At 43.1% G+C, this 17,702-nt stretch carries 18 protein-coding genes; 9 read left to right on the top strand and 9 right to left on the bottom strand.

Annotation, left to right across the window (positions count from 1 at the left end; genetic code table 11):
- Positions 1 to 441: 441 nt before the first annotated feature.
- The 3 genes from B5J94_RS11600 (at position 442) to B5J94_RS14380 (ending at position 1,990) form a co-directional block, all read left to right on the top strand.
- Complete coding sequence (locus tag B5J94_RS11600) at positions 442 to 753, top strand: hypothetical protein (RefSeq protein ID WP_062498585.1); 312 nt, start codon at positions 442 to 444, stop codon at positions 751 to 753.
- Between the two features lie 146 nt (positions 754 to 899).
- The gene (locus B5J94_RS11595) at positions 900 to 1,478 is read left to right on the top strand and encodes a hypothetical protein (RefSeq protein ID WP_062498584.1); all 579 of its coding nucleotides are present in this window, start codon (positions 900 to 902) and stop codon (positions 1,476 to 1,478) included.
- A 266-nt stretch (positions 1,479 to 1,744) separates the two neighbouring features.
- Entirely contained in the window at positions 1,745 to 1,990 is a 246-nt protein-coding gene (locus tag B5J94_RS14380) for a hypothetical protein (RefSeq protein WP_167346517.1), read from the top strand.
- 375 nt (positions 1,991 to 2,365) lie between these two features.
- On the opposite strand, the gene B5J94_RS13970 is transcribed toward B5J94_RS14380, so the two are convergent.
- On the bottom strand, positions 2,366 to 2,602 hold the full coding sequence (locus B5J94_RS13970; RefSeq protein ID WP_143821991.1) for a hypothetical protein: 237 nt from the start codon (positions 2,600 to 2,602) through the stop codon (positions 2,366 to 2,368).
- Positions 2,603 to 4,004: 1,402 nt separating this feature from the next.
- On the opposite strand from B5J94_RS13970, the gene B5J94_RS11585 reads away from it, so the two are divergent.
- The 4 genes from B5J94_RS11585 (at position 4,005) to recO (ending at position 6,854) form a co-directional block, all read left to right on the top strand.
- Complete coding sequence (locus tag B5J94_RS11585) at positions 4,005 to 4,250, top strand: hypothetical protein (RefSeq protein WP_062498583.1); 246 nt, start codon at positions 4,005 to 4,007, stop codon at positions 4,248 to 4,250.
- Between the two features lie 170 nt (positions 4,251 to 4,420).
- Entirely contained in the window at positions 4,421 to 5,371 is a 951-nt protein-coding gene (locus B5J94_RS11580; protein ID WP_062498582.1) for a hypothetical protein, read from the top strand.
- A 9-nt stretch (positions 5,372 to 5,380) separates the two neighbouring features.
- Positions 5,381 to 6,040 carry a C39 family peptidase gene (locus tag B5J94_RS11575; protein ID WP_062498581.1) on the top strand — a complete coding sequence of 220 codons (660 nt, stop codon included), beginning with the start codon at positions 5,381 to 5,383 and terminating at the stop codon, positions 6,038 to 6,040.
- A gap of 67 nt (positions 6,041 to 6,107) precedes the next feature.
- Positions 6,108 to 6,854: a DNA repair protein RecO gene (recO, locus tag B5J94_RS11570; protein WP_062498580.1), complete on the top strand. Its 747-nt coding sequence runs from the start codon at positions 6,108 to 6,110 to the stop codon at positions 6,852 to 6,854.
- A 147-nt stretch (positions 6,855 to 7,001) separates the two neighbouring features.
- On the opposite strand, the gene B5J94_RS11565 is transcribed toward recO, so the two are convergent.
- From B5J94_RS11565 to B5J94_RS11545, 5 genes are all read right to left on the bottom strand, one after another.
- The gene (locus tag B5J94_RS11565; RefSeq protein WP_062498579.1) at positions 7,002 to 8,654 is read right to left on the bottom strand and encodes a fatty acid--CoA ligase; all 1,653 of its coding nucleotides are present in this window, start codon (positions 8,652 to 8,654) and stop codon (positions 7,002 to 7,004) included.
- 163 nt (positions 8,655 to 8,817) lie between these two features.
- Positions 8,818 to 9,450 carry an OmpW/AlkL family protein gene (locus B5J94_RS11560; RefSeq protein WP_062498578.1) on the bottom strand — a complete coding sequence of 211 codons (633 nt, stop codon included), beginning with the start codon at positions 9,448 to 9,450 and terminating at the stop codon, positions 8,818 to 8,820.
- 502 nt (positions 9,451 to 9,952) lie between these two features.
- Entirely contained in the window at positions 9,953 to 10,489 is a 537-nt protein-coding gene (locus B5J94_RS11555; RefSeq protein ID WP_062501706.1) for a YecA/YgfB family protein, read from the bottom strand.
- Positions 10,490 to 10,585: 96 nt separating this feature from the next.
- Positions 10,586 to 10,786 (bottom strand): PA3496 family putative envelope integrity protein, encoded by a 201-nt coding sequence (locus B5J94_RS11550; RefSeq protein WP_062501708.1) that lies wholly within the window; start codon positions 10,784 to 10,786, stop codon positions 10,586 to 10,588.
- Positions 10,787 to 11,188: 402 nt separating this feature from the next.
- On the bottom strand, positions 11,189 to 12,436 hold the full coding sequence (locus B5J94_RS11545) for a hypothetical protein (RefSeq protein WP_143821989.1): 1,248 nt from the start codon (positions 12,434 to 12,436) through the stop codon (positions 11,189 to 11,191).
- A gap of 231 nt (positions 12,437 to 12,667) precedes the next feature.
- On the opposite strand from B5J94_RS11545, the gene serB reads away from it, so the two are divergent.
- Positions 12,668 to 13,873 (top strand): phosphoserine phosphatase SerB, encoded by a 1,206-nt coding sequence (serB, locus tag B5J94_RS11540; protein WP_062500576.1) that lies wholly within the window; start codon positions 12,668 to 12,670, stop codon positions 13,871 to 13,873.
- Between the two features lie 226 nt (positions 13,874 to 14,099).
- Positions 14,100 to 14,621, top strand: coding sequence for a hypothetical protein (locus B5J94_RS11535; RefSeq protein ID WP_062500574.1), 522 nt, complete (start codon positions 14,100 to 14,102; stop codon positions 14,619 to 14,621).
- Positions 14,622 to 14,745: 124 nt separating this feature from the next.
- Here B5J94_RS11535 and B5J94_RS11530 read toward each other — a convergent pair whose 3' ends face one another.
- From B5J94_RS11530 to B5J94_RS11520, 3 genes are all read right to left on the bottom strand, one after another.
- The gene (locus tag B5J94_RS11530; RefSeq protein WP_062500572.1) at positions 14,746 to 16,221 is read right to left on the bottom strand and encodes a UvrD-helicase domain-containing protein; all 1,476 of its coding nucleotides are present in this window, start codon (positions 16,219 to 16,221) and stop codon (positions 14,746 to 14,748) included.
- Positions 16,222 to 16,324: 103 nt separating this feature from the next.
- Positions 16,325 to 17,131: an acetyl-CoA carboxylase carboxyltransferase subunit alpha gene (locus B5J94_RS11525; protein WP_062500570.1), complete on the bottom strand. Its 807-nt coding sequence runs from the start codon at positions 17,129 to 17,131 to the stop codon at positions 16,325 to 16,327.
- Positions 17,132 to 17,217: 86 nt separating this feature from the next.
- Complete coding sequence (locus B5J94_RS11520) at positions 17,218 to 17,634, bottom strand: hypothetical protein (protein ID WP_143821988.1); 417 nt, start codon at positions 17,632 to 17,634, stop codon at positions 17,218 to 17,220.
- Positions 17,635 to 17,702: the final 68 nt, after the last annotated feature.

Genomic DNA, 17,702 nt, shown 5'->3' with positions numbered 1-17,702 from the left:
TTATGCTACCCTTTTATGGGCATGGTTGCTATATTGCATATTTATAAGAAAGATGGGAAATAATAATGTATTTATTTAAAATCATTCTAGCTGTTGGCATCTTGTTATTTGCAAGTGTTACTCACGCCGACCTCCCTCTTACAGTCGATGATCTATTGGCGGATAAAAACCGTTTAAATTTAACGTAAGCGTAGCTCATTTGGTGGAATAAGGGTAATGGGAGTTATAAAGTAGACTAATGATCTGTTATGAGATTGATAAAATTTTTCATATAAAAAAATCAATACCAACGTTTGACAAGCACAATCGTGTTTGTTACCATAGAAAACGATAACCAACACCAAGATGACAATCTCTCACCATCATCATCTTAGCATGGTTATCGGCTATCAGTATCAGACTGATGGATTTTTCACAACGCTAATAAAAGGAAAAAACTTTATGAAAAAACTATCAATCCTAGCACTTAGTGCTACTGTCGCCATCACCCCTGCATTTGCAGAGACTGGTGTTAATTATAACACGCCTAGCGTTGATGTACAACCTGCCATCTCTTTTGATGTATCTCAACAACCTGCCCTACCGACTACCGCACAAGCTGATTTGTCTTTTGCCTTTGGTGATGTAGAGAATTTGCAAACAACAGACATGACACTTGCAGAAATGCAAGAGACGGAGGGGGCGGCGTTGCCACCAATGGCAATTTACTATGGTGTTGTATACGGCGTACCAGCAAATCTATGCTGGTGCTAGATGGGCTTCTGGAAATGGACCACAGCTCTTAAGTAATAGAATTCGCCATCATCTTAATAAATAATTTAAGCGACGCGTCTGCAAATCCAAGTTGAATTTAACTTGGATTTGTATTTAGTATGTGAAATATTGAGGTATTACTTAGTATGTGGTTGTTATTGGCTGAGCTATTTCCAGAAATATTAACTGTATTTAGGGATTTAAAAAATAAAGACAGAAAGCATTCTATAATCATACTTGTGCTATTTCTGTCTTTTTGTGCTATTCTTTATCACGACATCAATCTTGGTATATCTATCCCAATAATTTTTATATTAACCATTTTTACCATTATACACTATTTATATAATGCCAAGAAAAAATATAAGCAAAATAATCGTATAAAAATCAACCAAGAGATGATTTTTATACATAAAAAAATTCCTATCACCTATCAAAAAATATTAGGCAGTAGTCATAAATTTATTGCACAAAATAAAGAAATTGAATTTTTATTACTGCCAAAATATGGTGGTAATAATTGTATAGTAATTAATCATGAAAAAATTTATGGTTTATCTCTGTCGCCAATTTTTCATTATGGTATTATTTTTTATCAAAAAGTCATTGATATTCATGACAATCCATTTGATATTAAAGTAACATTAAATGGTTATTTATCGCCATATTTAACCATTGAAGTAACAAACGAAAATTTACTTAAAAACAAGAGTTTATTGTTATGAAATATTTCATAAGTGCAAGGACATTTTTATTTGCCCTAACTCTACTACCCCTCCTATCCCACGCCGACTTACCCCTAACCGTTGCCGATATTTTGGCGGATAAGTAGTATTTGCGATAAACGGTTTTGAAATCAAGACAAAATATTTGGCAAGTACAACTGTATTTGTTACTATGTTACATAATAACCGTACTAAGATGATATCTTTCTTTCACCATCATCACCAGTGCGGTTATCCATCATAATTTACAATTTTAGGTGAGTTTTATGTTTGACTTATTATCCGGTTTGTTATCTTATGTGGGTGATGATGTTGCAAAAACAAAATCTAAAAAAAAGCAACTCATCATTTCATTAATTTTTGGTTTTTTGATATTTTTAGCCATTTGCATTGAAGAGTTTTTTGCCAATTCAAGTGCAAGTCTAATATTATTTACCTTGGGGTTGAGTTTTTTATCATCAATGCTGATATTTATTTGTTTTTTGATTGCCAATGTATTGAAAAATAAATAGAATTTTATTAGCATGCCACTTTCCCCATAGGTGGTTTGAGCTTTATAAAAAACAAAACATTATGATGAAATATATTATGAAAAAATGCCCTAACTGTCATAAAAAATGTATTGATGTCCTAGAATATTCTGGTAAATGCCCTTGTTGCAAAGAAGCCATACAAACGCCAGTATTTTTTTCTGCATATCTAATGATTGTCCTGATGATTATTATGTCTGTTGGCGTATATATAAATAGTTATTTTTTGATAACATTTGCTTTTTTAATGATTGTCATCTACAAACTATTTTCTTATCAAATAGATTTACTGTTATTTCCATTGATGGTTAAAAATGAATAACCAATGGCGTTTTATATATCCAAAATATACTTTGTTTACTTTATTGATTCTACTACTGCCCCCATCAGTCCATGCCGACCTGCCCCTAACCGTTGCCAATATTTTGGCGGATAAGAGATATTTATCCAGATAATTGGTGGTAAAATCAAGACAAAAGATAATTGACAGGCACGGTTGTTATTATTATCAAGAATAATAACCAAATTATCTACCAAACAAGCGGATTTGTCTTTTGCTTTTGATGATGCAGAAAATTTACAAGCGGTTTTCATGACTGATGGGCAGATGGAAGAGACGCAGGGGGCATTTTAGTTACATGTCAGGTGCAACTGCGAGCGGTACATACAACATTATCATGGAGCATCGGTCTTGGGCGGTGCGGGTGTTGGACTTTTAAATCCCATAACTAGTGGCGCTGCACTTTTAAATGGGGCTGCTGGTGTCGCAGCAGGGGCAGGAGCAGGGGCGTTTGCTGGTCATGCTTCTATATTGGGTACAAATATGAATATTCGTTAATTAACTTACTAACTTACTAACTTACTAACAGACTTCCTGTGAGCCTTATTTGGCTGACTTTGAATTCCTGATTAAGTTTCGATGAAAGTCAAATGATTAATGTTTTTAACCATTAGCATTATAGGAAGTCTAACAGTTTAATCAAGTACAATTAGCCAAAAGGTAGTTAAGTTTCTCCTTGGAGTTGTATTGGAAATTGTGTTATGATTGTTGCATATATTTTAATTACTTGTGGCTTTTTCCTTGCCTGCATAAAACATATTTCAATAATTGCAACCAAGCCTTCTTTACGATTATTTTTGCATTGCATATCGGTAATGATGGTGGTATCAAGCCCTATGTTTATCAAAAATATGCAAATGCAAGAGTTTTTATATTTTATTGGGTATGTTGCTTTGATGACTATTACATTTTTTTATATAACATATAAAATCTTGAGCTGATTTTGAGCCCGTAGAGCTCGTAGGTTGGGTAAGCGATAGTAACACCCAATAGATGTAAGGCTTGGCTTAAAATGTCAGATTTTGTATCTCAACCTAACCTACCGAGCTTGGCGGTGCTGCTAGTCCTGCAACAGGCATCGGTAGTGTGGTTGGGGGGTTAGGGTTTGGCACAGCATCTGGTGCAGCCACAGGATACTTAACATCTAAATTCCCAACAATAAATGTAAAATAACCCAATAATTATTTATACAATCTCATTTTGATTCACCAGATGAGATTGTATTTCTATGATATGGGAGTATGTACATGTTATTATTCTTAACCTTTGCCCTAATTATTGTATCTGCTTTAATGATTCGATATTCTCATTTAATAAATCGGACAAGCTATAAGGTGCTACTTTATTTTGGTTCTGCCATACCTGTAAGTACGTCTAGTGCTATTTTGAGTGCAATGGGTATTGATTTTGTTGTTATTGGTTTGTGTGTTTTTATTGCTTCATTAGTTGTTACTTTTATTAAAATTAATTAGAAGGTATTGTTAATTGACTATACCTTTGGTTAGATTTGTAGGGGCGAATGTGGTTTATCCCTACATTTTCCAATTTTAAAATATATCTTTATTGCTTGTTTGATTTATTTATTTATTTATTATGCTCGTTTTGCCCAACAGAACTTTTGTTTCCGTTGGGCAAATGATGATAAGGGGCAAATGTATGAATACAGCATGTATTTTATTTTTTGCTATCATTTTGGTGCCAAACTTGTTAGCTCGTGGTAAAAAATTATTACTATTGATGCTTGTCGTTGCATTAATGGTTTTTTTATATTATTATCACATTGTTTGGGGTTACAACCAAGATTTGCCATTAGACCCTACTATTAGAATTTTTATGGATTTTTTTATGGCGATTACTGGTGGCTACTTCTATTATTTTATCACAAATAAATATAAAAAATAAAAGCTCGTAGGTTGGGTAAGCGATAGTAACACCCAATAGATGTAAGGCTTGGCTTAAAATGTCGGGTTTTGTATCTCAACCCAACCTACTGAGCTGATTTGGTGGGGTGTATTCAATCGATTGTTTACTTTTTTTGCTGATTTACAAAAACCGATCATAGGATTGTCTTTATGAATTTTAAATATTTATTGGTAGGTTTGCCCTTTTTTGCACTCACCGCCCACGCCGACTTACCCCTAACCGTTGATGATTTGTTGGCGGATAAAAACCGCTTTAAGCTTGATACGGATTTGAGCTATTATAATCATCATCGTTCATCTGTCGCCACACAGGGTTTTGAGATGGTGGATTTGGGGCAGGGTCGCACGCTGTATATGCCATCCATCGGCGAGAGTAATACCAATACTGACAGCCTGATTGCAGGGCTGGGCTTGCGTTATGGCGTGAGCGATAAGTTGGAAATGGGCGTAAAAACCAACGCCATCTATCGTAATGCACGCCACCAAAATGGTGCGGAATTGTCAAAGTCAAGCGACACTCATCTAAACGACATCAGTATTAGCACCCAATATCAGCTCACCAAAAATCATAAAAAATTCCCTGATAGCCTTGTGTTTGGCGAGCTGTCTATTTATGACAACACCCAAGGGCTAAAACGCAAAAACGCCAGCTCCGCCCTTATCGGCTTTACCACTTATACCGTCAATGATCCCATCGTGCTAAGTTTGACAGGAACTTATCAGTATCAAGCAAGACGTGAGACCAATGCAGGTCATCGTATGGATTTGGGCGATACAGCGACATTAAACGGCTCAGTTGGTTTTGCGGTTAATCCTGACATCACGCTGACAGGTGGGGTGGGCGTACGCCATAAATGGGCGGACAAAAATGAGCTGGGTAAATTCGAAAATAACAACACCCAAACCACGCTCAATCTAGGATTTGCCTATGCCATGACCGCTAGAAGTAATCTAACTGCCAATGCTCGTATGCCTATTTCTGGCGATGGTGGCAGTACGCTATCGGTGGGGCTGACAACCAAGCTAGGAGAGTTGCCACCGCCTTTATCCCAAAAATACCGCCAAATCAAATCAGCAGAGCCTACTGTATCTGCACCGTAAAATCTGTAAATGAAATCTGTCAAAGTTGCCATCATCACACTTGCTTTTATTAGCTCATCGGTTTATGCCAATGGGCAAAGCCTTGTCATTCCTATCGCACCAAAACCCATCATGCTGGGTACGCATACTACTTGGAAAGACAGTAGAGACAGCAAAATCACCAAACAAGATGTGGACTACTCATGTGGTGCGTCATCGCTATCCACCATCTTGACTTACTTTTATCAACACCCCAAAACAGAACAGCAAATCCTAGATGATATGGCATTAGATGATGTGATGGCATCGTTTGCAGACTTGGCAAGCGTGAGTGAAAAATACGGCTACACCGCTCGTGGTATGACGATGGATTATGACACGCTTGCCAAAATAAAAATTCCTGCCATCGTCTACGTCAATCACAAACGAAGCGACCATTTTAGTGTGGTACGAGCCATTGACAAGCAAAATGTTTATTTATCAGACAGCAGTTGGGGCAACCGCACGCTTACACGCAAGCAATTTGAAAGACTGTGGCTTACCACCGATAATCACACATCAGGCAAAGTACTGCTCATACTGCCTACCACCGACTACCAAAAACAGATGAGCAGTAGCGATTTTATCGCCATCAAAGACACGCAGACATTATTAAAAGAAAGTCCTGTATTGTTTAGGCGGTTTTTATAATCCACCAAAATAAACCCTTAGTTATCACTAGCACCAAACTGTTATTTTATACACCCAGCGACCCATCATGAAAAACGAGCCACTGACCGGCTATCTGCTACACGCCCGAGCCTACCAAGAAAAGCGGGCGATTTATCAGTTTTTTAGTGCCGAACATGGCGTGGTGCATGGCGTGGGCGTGCGTGGTATGCCGTCCTTTGCGGTCATTGAGCTGTTTGCCAGTGGGCAAAACGCCCTAAAAAACTTCACCCAAATTCACATCACAACCACATCACCCCCACGTCCTTTGGGGCAAAATCAGTACGCCCTGCTCTATCTTAATGAACTCATCTGCCGACTCATCGCCCCCGAAAACCCCTGCCCTGCCCTATGGCAACACTATCATGACAGCGTGACACGGCTCCAAACCATCAGCCATCATGACATGGGCGATGACAAAGCAGACAACAGCACCGCTCATGAGATGAGCAACATGAACAAGATGAAACAAACACTACGGCAGTTTGAGAGAGCGTTGTTTGATGAGCTAGGCGTGGGCATTGACTGGGGTGCAGATGAGACAGGACGGGCGATTGACGTGCAGGCATATTATGACTTTATCCCCACACGGGGCTTTGTCAGCACCGATGGCACTGGCACATCAGGGGCGGTGATTAGGGCGGTCAGTGAGTCAGACCATCATCAGCCAAGCCCCACTGCCTTGGCACTACTCGGACAAGTACATCGAGCGATGATAGACTACCTGCTTGACTACAAACCCCTAAACAGCCGTAAGCTATGGGCAGAGCAGGTCAGATATCGCCAGTTGTCTTAACCGCCTGCCCTGCGTTTGTTATACAGTCAAAGAATTTTAAAATTACCACAAATTTATGTCATGTAGACGTAGGGACGTGCTGAGCACGTCCTTTGATAACGCCAATTTTAGGGTGCAAAGTCAGCCCGATAAACCTATGGCAGTCAATTACAACTCACCATCCGCCACAAGCATACGAATTACCTTTTTGTCGTGCTTGCCCACGCTGGTTTTGGGAATGTCGGCGACAAAACGTAGCTCGTTGGGTATGCCGTATTTGGGGATAATCTCACGTTCATAGGCTTGGTGTGCCAATGCCAAAATATCATCAGGCGTAATGTCGTCATGATTTGGCTTTTTGACCACCAGTGCCAAAGGTCGCTCGCCCCATTTGTCATCAGGCACACCGATGACGGCAATGTCTGCCACAGACGGGTGCAACGACAAAATCGTCTCAATCTCCAATGACGACACCCACTCGCCCCCTGATTTGATGACATCTTTTAGGCGGTCGGTAACTCGCACCACGCCTTTATCGTCCATGTGGGCAATGTCTTGGGTGTGCAGATAGCCACCCGTCCACAGCTCATCGCCTGCGTCTTGGTTTTTAAAATAACTCTGGGTCAGCCATGGTGTACGCACCACCACCTCGCCTGCCGTTTTGCCGTCTTGGGGTAGGATTTGCCCGTGTTCATTCCAGATTTGCAAATCCACCAGTGGCACAGGCACGCCCGTACTCACCCGAGTGGCAAGTGAGTTCTCAGGCGTTAAAGGCTCTTTTTTGTCAAAAGTTGCCACCGTAATCACAGGGCAAGTCTCACTCATGCCATAGGCGGTATAAACCTGTATGCCATGGACTAGGGCGGATTTGGCAAGCCCTTCGGTCAGACGGGAGCCACCGATAATCATCTTTAAGCCGTCAAAGGCAATATCACGCTCGCTTGCTTCTTTTAACATCATTTGCAAAATGGTCGGCACGCAGTGGGTAAAGCTAACCTTGTGTTTGATTGCCAAATCCACCAACAGGCTTGGTACATAACGGCTCGGATAGATTTGTTTTAACCCAATCATGGTCGCCACATAGGGAATGCCCCAGCCATTGACATGAAACATCGGCGTAATCGGCATATACACGTCCGAGTATCTCAGTCCGACTTCATCGGGGTTTAGGCTTGCCCCCATTGTCACCGCCATGGCGTGCAGGACGATTTGGCGGTGGCTAAAAAATACGCCCTTGGGGTCGCCTGTCGTGCCAGACGTATAAAAAGTCGTGGCAATGGTGTTCTCATCAAAATCTTCAAATTCAAATGTGTCATCAGCACGGCTTAGTAGCTCTTCGTATTCACCTACCACAAAATCAGGGGCAGGCGTGGCGTGGTCGTCAAGCCAAATGATTTTCTCAACGCTTGGCACGTCATGGACATGATTACCAATCATCGGCATAAATTCAGAATTTAACAGTAACGCCTTGGGTTTGGCGTGGTTTAGGGTGTATAGGATTTTTTCTGGCGATAGGCGGATATTGACCGTTTGCAAAATTAGCCCAAGCATGGGAATGGCAAAATACGCTTCTAGGTAGCGATGACTGTCCCAGTCCATGACCGCCACGACATCGCCTCGTTTTAGCCCCAAATCGGTCAAAACATTGGCAAAACGCTGTATCCGCCCCAAAAACTCCCGATAAGTAAATCGGGCTTTGTCAGCATAAAAAATCTCTTGGTCAAGCGAGACGGTTTTGGCTCGGTTTAACAGCTGTTTGATGATGAGTGGAAAAGGATAGGCGTGGGGGCTGGCTTCATAGCCGTGAATGTGGTCGTGCATGGTGTGTCCTTACAAATGAAAACAAAAAAAATCATCAATCCTAAAATTATCAATCCTAAGACTGATGACCTAGCATAACTCATTTAAAAACACTTGTAAAGATTTTTATAAACAAAAATCCCCAACCAACGGTCAGGGATTTGATGTCTAACTGATATACAGATTAGAATTTATGGCTAACACCTAGGGCATAGACCACAGGGTTTACTTCTAGCTCACCGATTTTGGCACCATCAACTTCCAAATCAGTTTTTAGGTCTACATAACGTACGTCAGCAAACAGACCCCATGGTGATGATGGCTTAGAGTAGGTCACACCGATTTGAGCGGCAGGGGCGACCACAGTGTCTGCTTCTAGTTTAGCATTGCTACCAAGAAGTTCTTCTTCATAAGGAACAAGTACAGTGGCACCAAGACCAATGTTAGCACCAAAGCCATTAACTTCTGGAGTATTGTATTTAAAGGTTAAAGTTGGTGGCAAGTGCTTGAATTTAGCCACATCACTTCTGTTGGCATCCACATCACTTCTGTTGGCATCATTGGCACCAACGCTGACAGTGTGCTCAAATGGGCTGGCTAATAGCAACTCTGCTGAAAATGGGCTGTTGGCAAAGCGATAGTCAAAAGAAGGCAATACTGCCATTTCGCTACTTACTTTAGCATTTGGAAGACCTGTGGCAATGTCTTTTTCCGCGGTTGGATCAAGATAACCTAGACCTGCTTTAAAAGTTAAGTTGGCAGACGCTGTGGCAGACAACGCCAGTACGCTGGTCGCTAAAAGAATGTGTTTTAACATTGGGGATTACCTATTGTTAACAAAAAAGAAGTGCAAAATGGTTTTACACTTCCATTATAACGTATTTTTAATCATTTTGTCACAAAGTTTGGCATAATTATGACTAATTTTTATAAAAATTATCAAAAATGATAAAAATTGGTATGGCTAGGGCGTGCCTGCCTTTTGTATTTGCAATGAAAAATGCCTGTTTAAAAAAGCAGGGAAATCGCACGTTTTTCAAGGAAAAAGTGAAGTTTGATAGTCGTTCTATCAAACGAGCTTTTGACGATGAAAAACAATCCGACCACTTAATTTAAAAAATTGAGTTAAAATCTTGAAAATTTACCCGATTAAGTGGTCGGATAGCCATTTTTCATGCAAAAACGATTAGTTTTTTCTAAAATATTTCTATATTAGACTTCTTTCCAAACCCCGATTTTTGTGGATTTTTAAAAACCTCAANNGTTTGGAAAGAGATTTATTGTAAATAGTGTTATAAAGGGCAGGCACGCCCTAACCATCAGTCATTGGTATGGAACAACAAAAACAGCTCAGTGACATTGCCTTCTAGGCTGTTGGCAAGCTGTACCATCATGTCAATGTCGCCTCTCATCATGCCAAGTTCTTCACTCTCTTCATCCATGCCTGATAAGATGACCATCGGCAAGGTCAGCTCCGCCACATCTTCTTCGGTGTCGGCATCATCAAACCAGTCCACAGACTCGTCGCCATACATCGCCTCAATAAAGCCGATACACCACGCCACCACATCTGAGTCTTCGCCAAAGTCTTCTTCGTCGTCATCGGCATCAAAGGGTAGCTCAACAGGCTCTTCGTCTTTTAGGGTTTGATAAATCTCATCTCGCCATGCCGTCAGGGCGGTTTTGACATCAACACTCACGTCATTTTCATGCCCATCAAAATAGACAGACAGCCAATTTGGCAACGGCTTGCCGACAATACTGGCGGTCAAAAACCCATGCGTGGCAACAGGGTCAAAGCCATAAGGGTTCGTCTCTTCGCTGTATAGTAGCGTTATTAATTCATCACGGGTCATGGGTGTACTCTTGGGGTTTGGATTAAAATAGCATGGCTAAAAGTAACATGATTAGATGACAGACAGATGACAACAACAACTTAGCCTAAGGTAAGTTTAGGCATCAAAATCATCAAATTCGGCAAAATCATCGTCATCTTCTAAGGCACGCATGAGTTTATTTAGGCGTTGCTCTTCGAGCATGGCGTCGATTTTAAGGCGTTTTTCTAAGGGCTTGGCTTTGGTGTCGTCTGCCAGTTGGGCATCGGCATCTTCTTCAAAATTATCATCATCAAAATCATCATCAAGACCGCTCATGATAACTCCTTTTGGATAAATGGGTTGGGGTAAATAAATAATGGGCAAGATGAGTAAATTTGTTTTTATTTTTAAACTAATTTAGCAAAAACAAACTGACCCAATTTCAAAATCCTTATAAAGGTAAAATCATCTTTTGTCAAGTAATTTTTAAAAATATTAGGGCGTGCTGAACCTTTATAGCACTATTTACAATATAGAAATATTTTAGAAAAAACTAATCGTTTTTGCATGAAAAATGGCTAAATCTTGTTTTTCATCGTCAAAAGCTCGTTTGATAGAATGACTATCAAACTTCACTTTTTCCTTGAAAAACGTGCGATTTCCCTGCTTTTTTAAACAGGCATTTTTCATTGCAAATACAAAGATTCAACACGCCCTACCATCCCCCATTTTTATCCATTAGCCAGACAGCAATACTTTGTCTCGCACTCGCTCCAATGTCTCGGCATGAGAGATACTCACATGTCTTAGATGACGGCATTCACGCTCGGCAACACTAATCGGATCGGCAAGTTTTAGAAAATTACCATGGGGCGACAGACCCGTGACGACACGGTTTGGCAGTAGTACCAATGGCGTTTTACGGTGTTTTATCCCCACGCCCACCACTTCATCTTGACGGGCGATGTCGCTAACATAAGTACGCATGGGCAGGGCAAAGCGTTTGAGTTCACGGTGCTTGTCATAGATGGTTTGATTAAGCATGAGTGCCAGCCGTGCCAGCAGGATGGATGCTAGGGCGGATTTGCTATATTTATCCTTACCTGACAGCACGATACGACAGCCTTGGTCATCAAAGGGCGAAATACTCTCTACGCTGACCCCATGAAACACTGGCAAGGCAAGCAGTTCTGTGGTCGCCTTACTCAGTAGCTGATGACACAGTGAAAAATAGACGTTTTTGGTCTGATTGCCCACCGTGGCAAGCAGGTCATTGGGGTCGTCAAAGCGGGCTTGGATGACATAAGTATGCTCGCTTTGCGTTTGATGTGACGGCTCAGATTGGGCAGGGGGCGTGTCATGCTTGGCGTGAGGTGTGCCAGATGAGCCTGTTTGAGTGCCGATGGGGTCGCCACTGCTGTGGGCGTGGTTCTTTTGATTGACATCATACAGCAGTCCCTTGGCAAGCAGGCGGTTACGCACGTCATGGGAAATCTCAATGCGAATGGCGTCGGTCGGGCGTGCCACATAGCCATAAATGAGCAATAGCAGTGCATGTAAAAACGCCACCCCCACCAGATACATCCAGTTATCAGAGATAATCTTGGCTCGATTAATCTCATGCGTCTGTACCGTCACATAGCCCAGTACGCTTTGACTGCCTGTCACCACTTCTTTGACCGCATGCCCCTGTGTCTCTTTACCCACAGGCACGAGCAGATTGTCATTCACATCATACACCCCCACAAATGCCACGTCATCGCCCCGAATGTAGCGATTTGCCACCACGCTCATGCTAATGCGGTCGTTAATGCTAAGCGGTGCAGACAACTCTTCGGCAATCGCCACCGCTTCCGCCTGTATGCTACGCTCATAACGCTCTTTTTGCTGTCGCTCGTTACTGATGACAAAAAACAGCAAATTTAGGGTTAAACTTACCAAAATAAAAACAGCAAATAAGCCGTGACGGGGGGCAGGATAGGTCATGATGAATCGTTCATTGGGCATGTGGACAAATAGGGTGTAGATTTTATCATTTTTTTTGTGAAATTTTAAGCACTTAAACTCATGCCGGCATGATTTGGATAAAATTTTACATAATATTGACCAAATTGTTATAAAATCTGAGTAATTAACACTCATGCCATTTTTAACTTTTCATTGCCTAGCTAAAAATGTTACAATAAAACGCAACATCAACAATAACGAGTACTAACGATGAATACTTATGCACTTCCCAAAGATTCTAAGGCATGGCAAAATGCCATTGACCGTGTGGCACATCTTTTGCCTGAGGGTACAACAGGCAGTATTCAGGCTCTAAAACAGTTGCCTGTGTTTGCCATCATCTTGGTCGTGGCAAAGACAGCAATTGATGAGCTGACGGACAGCGGTCGGCAGATGGATGAGGTGATGCAAGCATGGAGCAGTGAGCAAAGGGGTTGGCAAGCGGTGGCGGTTTTTGATGATGAGACGGCAGTCGCCAACGCACACCTGATAGGCACACATGAGCATCTCTCGGACGTGGCAGTGTATCGCTATCTGCTCATCCCAACTGACCACAAAGAGATGAGTGCCGACAAGCGTGAGGCGGTCGCCCATATCATTGACGAACAGCTGACGGCTTATCTAAGAAAGGTGTTAAAACCCAAGCCTAATTATCAATTTCAAGTTGATGAGACAGGACAAATATCCGAACTCACGCCCGAGCAGTTGACTCAGTTTAAAAAAGGCTATATTGACGTTCACATCCTTTCTATCGCCCAAACGCTCCGTCGTCATAAACTTGTCTGCTTTGACATGGATTCAACGCTCATTCATCAAGAGGTTATCGTTGAGTTGGCACGCATTGCTGGCGTGGCGGACAAGGTTGCAGAGATTACCGAATCTGCCATGCGTGGTGAGATAGATTTTAATGAAAGTTTTGCCAAACGTGTGGCACTCTTAGAGGGAGTGGATGTCTCGGTGGTTGATGAGATTATCAAAGACCACATCAGCTTCTCAGAGGGAGCATTTGCCACCATCAAAGCTCTAAAAAGCAAAGGCTGTCGCACGGTGCTGATATCGGGAGGCTTTACCCCATTTGCCAAATACGTTGCCGAGACGTTGGGCATGGATGAATATCATGCCAACCCCCTACTGGCAACAGGCGGTAAGCTGACAGGTGGGGTCGAGCGTGGCATCATTGATGGCAAAGCCAAAGCCCGCATCGTCGCTCATGTCGCTGACAAGATGGCGATAGACATGGAAGAAGTGGTGTGCGTGGGCGATGGGGCAAACGATTTGCCGATGATGGCGATTAGTGACATTGGTGTTGCTTATAAAGCCAAGCCCATCGTACGTGTTAAAGCTGACACTTCGGTCAATATCACAGGACTAGAAGGCGTGCTGTATGCCATGGGTCATCGCTTTGATAAGCACTGATACACCCAACCAACTTGATATTTACCACGGGCTTGTAGGGGTGTGCTGAGCACACCCTTTGATGATATTACTATACAAGGCGTACTCAGCACGCCCCTACGTCCACACATCATTGTATTTGTGGTAATTTTAAAGTTTCTTGGGTATAAATCCAAGTTACCAAAAAACACTTTATAAACGCTCGGATTTGCGTTAGAGTATTATTTTTTGCCATTTTGAGAACATCATGCCAACTTTACCCATCATTGACGTAAAAACCGACCCTTTGGACGCCCTGCTATATGGCTTGGGACTGCGACTGTCATCCCTATCCAAGGGCGATAACGAAACTTATCACAACCTAGTCAAAGACAAAGAACTTGCCATTCAATTTAAAAGTGGCGATGACGTGGCACGCTACTACCGCTTTGTTGATGGGCATTTTGGGCAGGCATTGGGGACTGCCAGACATGCCGATTTGACCATTGATTTTAAAGACTCCATGACGGGCGTGCGACTACTCACCAAAGGCGACATCGCAAGTTTTATGAGTGCCGTCCAAGATGGTGATGTGGTTATCTCGGGTGACTATAAGCTCGTGCTGTGGTTTGCAGGTGTTGCCAAACAAGGGGCGAGCTTGCCTGAACCTTATGCTGATTATGTCAAACAAGCCAAGCCGTATTTTGAGCAGGCTCGTCCTTATCTAAATAAAGCGGTTGATTTTACCAATAAGACATTTGGCAAAAAGTTTGGTAAGTCTGGTAAATAACATCTCATTTATCAAATACACACCAAAAAAGACTGTGGGGCGTGGCATACACGCCCTTTTTTTAAAATGGGTGCAACAAATTACCCCAAGTTATCCTCCAATTTTACTCGCCACACCCATTACCCTACCCATACACCAATTTCTTACCGCTTACCAGTCCTGCCAACAGCTCCTTAATGCCGTCCACGTCCAGCACATCCCTGCCCCGAGTGCAGGCGACATAGAGCAGGCGTAGCTCTTCGGGGCTGATTTTGACCGTTTGGCGATTGACATCGTACAAAAAATCATCATCTATCTGCACCCGACCCCATTCTAGCCCTTTGGATTTGTGGGCGGTAGAGACAACATAGTCAGCGTGCGAGTGCGTGGTTAGGTTATTGATGGCGGATGTGATGGTCTTGGTGCCATGCTCTTCGATGAGTCGCACCCATGTTTTTAGGTCACTGCCTTCGCCTGTCTCGCTAAATTCTTGGACTTCGCCCCAATGACTAAAAAAAGCAAGCTCGGGCGTGCCATAGGCGGATTTGCCATGTTTTAAGCTGTCCGCCCCTTGGCAAAATCGTAGCATCCTTGCACTGTCAGCTTGCAAGGCGACTTTATGCCCCATCTTTTGCCCTGCCAACAGACGTGCCATGGCGTTGGCATTGGTGCGACACAGGATGGCATCTTTTTGTCCATTTGCCAACAGGCGTGCGGTCATCGAATGTTTGGCAGGGTTGCCTTTTAGGGGAATCTCTTCTTGTAATGCCTTTAAAAAAATATTGGCAACTTTGGCAATCTCATCGCCAAAGCGAAACGACTGCGTGAGCAAGGTGGCAGGATAGGGCAAGCGTTTCATCGCATTGGTCGCCCCCCGCCATTCATAAATCTGCTGATGAGCATCCCCGACATAGATGGTCTGCTTATTTTGTTGTAATAACGCCCCCATCATGAGTGGGTCGGCATCTTGGGCTTCATCAAACAGGATGAAGTCGGCAGGAATGATGGGACTTGAGAGTGTCCACAGTTTTAGATAGACATCATGCCCTATCCCTGCACTGTGGCGTGGGTCGATGGACGACAGCCAGCGATATTCAAAGGCAGGATAGAGTAGCTCTTGCAATCGCACCTTGTCAGCATCCGACAGCCAAGATGGGGGCGTGATGTGGCGTGGGGCAGGATAGGCAGATGACGTCTTACAAAACGTGATGATGGCTTCGCTGATGATATTAGCAAGTTTGGCAGGGGTCAGCACCACGGATTTTTTGACCCCGTCAAAACTTCGCTCTACTTCGATGGCGGTCAAGCCAAGCTCCGTTGCCAGCCTAGCAGGGGTCAGCCGTGGCAGGCTCACTTTGGCGGTAATACCCCGTGGCACATGGCGATAGGCGAGCGAGTGAAAGGTTTGGCATTTGACATTGGGGGGAAATTTGCCTTGGGCTTCGCTGGCGATGGATTTGTTAAATGCCAAATACAGCCCACGCCCACGCAAATTCTCACTGATGAGTTTGAGCGTCGTGGTCTTGCCTGCCCCTGCATACGCCACGATTTTAAAGGAATCGCCTGTCATCGCCATATTTAGGGCGGATAATTGCTCATCGGTGGGGGCGTATGCGGTCATGGCGGTCGGTCTGGATAAAACGTGGTATTATAGCAAATTTTGCCCGTGTTGTGGGTAGGACAATAATAAACCGCCCTTTTTGGCGGTTTTGCGGACATCACAATCACAGCGAAATTTTAGAATTAAATTTCATCAAACGCTCATACCGCCCAGACAACAGCTCATTTTTGCCCAGCATTTCAAGCTCGTTAAGCTGATGATTTAACAAATTTTTTAAATTTGTCATCACCACATCAGGCTCAATGTGTCCGCCAGCCCCTTCGTCCACGACTTCGTCAATCAGCCCCAACTGGTGCAAATTATTTGCTGACAGTTTCAAGGCTTCGGACGCATCAGGGGCTTTTTCGGCGGTTTTCCATAGAATAGATGCACAGCCTTCGGGGGAAATGACCGAATAAATGCTGTTTTGGAGCATATTGACCTTATCCGCCACACCGATTGCCAACGCCCCGCCCGAACCACCCTCACCGATGACGGTAGCGATGATTGGGGTGTTGAGACTGCTAAATACCGCAATCGCTTTGGCAATGGCTTCTGCTTGCCCACGCTCTTCTGCCCCCACACCGGGGTACGCCCCTGGGGTATCAATGAACGTCAAAACAGGCAAACCAAAACGCTCCGCCATTTGCACAAGGCGAATGACCTTGCGATAGCCTTCGGGGCTTGCCATGCCAAAATTGTGGGTAATCCGCTCACGAGTAGAACGCCCACGGTGCTGACCGATGACCATGACAGGCTTGCCGTCAAAACGAGCAAGACCGCCCAAAATCGCACGGTCGTCTGCAAAGGCACGGTCGCCATGCAACTCATCAAACTCGGTAAACAGCATCTTGACATAATCCAAAAATAGCGGACGGTCGGCATGGCGGGCAAGTTTGACACTTTCCCAAACGCTCACAGGTTGGCTCATAATTTTTTCCTTTATAAATATTACAAATGTAAACTTATATAGTTTAGCATACTTTTTGGGGTTTGGGAAATGGTTTAGGAGTCGTCCTACGCTCGCCCATTGGTGTAGTTTTTCTTAACAAAAGGGAAATGGCTGGCGATTGGGTCTTGTTGGAGCATTTTTACCATGTTACTAATTATCCAAACGCAACTTTTGAGACTTTCGGGAATGTATTTTTCATTTTGATGTTCAAAATAAAAAGTCGCCCCCATTTCATTGGAGCCAATTGTATAAACAAAAAACCGCCAAAATGCTCTTTTGTAATGAATGTGCAATTTGCTACCGCCTGATAAATCAAACGCATACATTGTTGCGATATTGTCAGTCGGTATCACAACAAGCTCTTTGCCAAACCTATTGTACACACGCACGTCCTGATGAGTGATAGCGATAAAAGGGGTAATTTTTGGCAGATTTTTGATTTCTTTTAATGTGTTTTCTTTTTGGCGTTTTTGAAAAAACACAGTTCCAGCCATTGTCACTGTTATAATTAACCAAAAACGCCCAACCGCTATTAGACCTCTTTCCAAAC

Source organism: Moraxella lacunata, from assembly GCF_002027545.1.
Taxonomy (GTDB): Bacteria; Pseudomonadota; Gammaproteobacteria; order Pseudomonadales; family Moraxellaceae; genus Moraxella; species Moraxella lacunata.
Note: the sequence above shows the minus strand (reverse complement) of the source record. Positions and strands in the feature narration are given on the sequence as shown.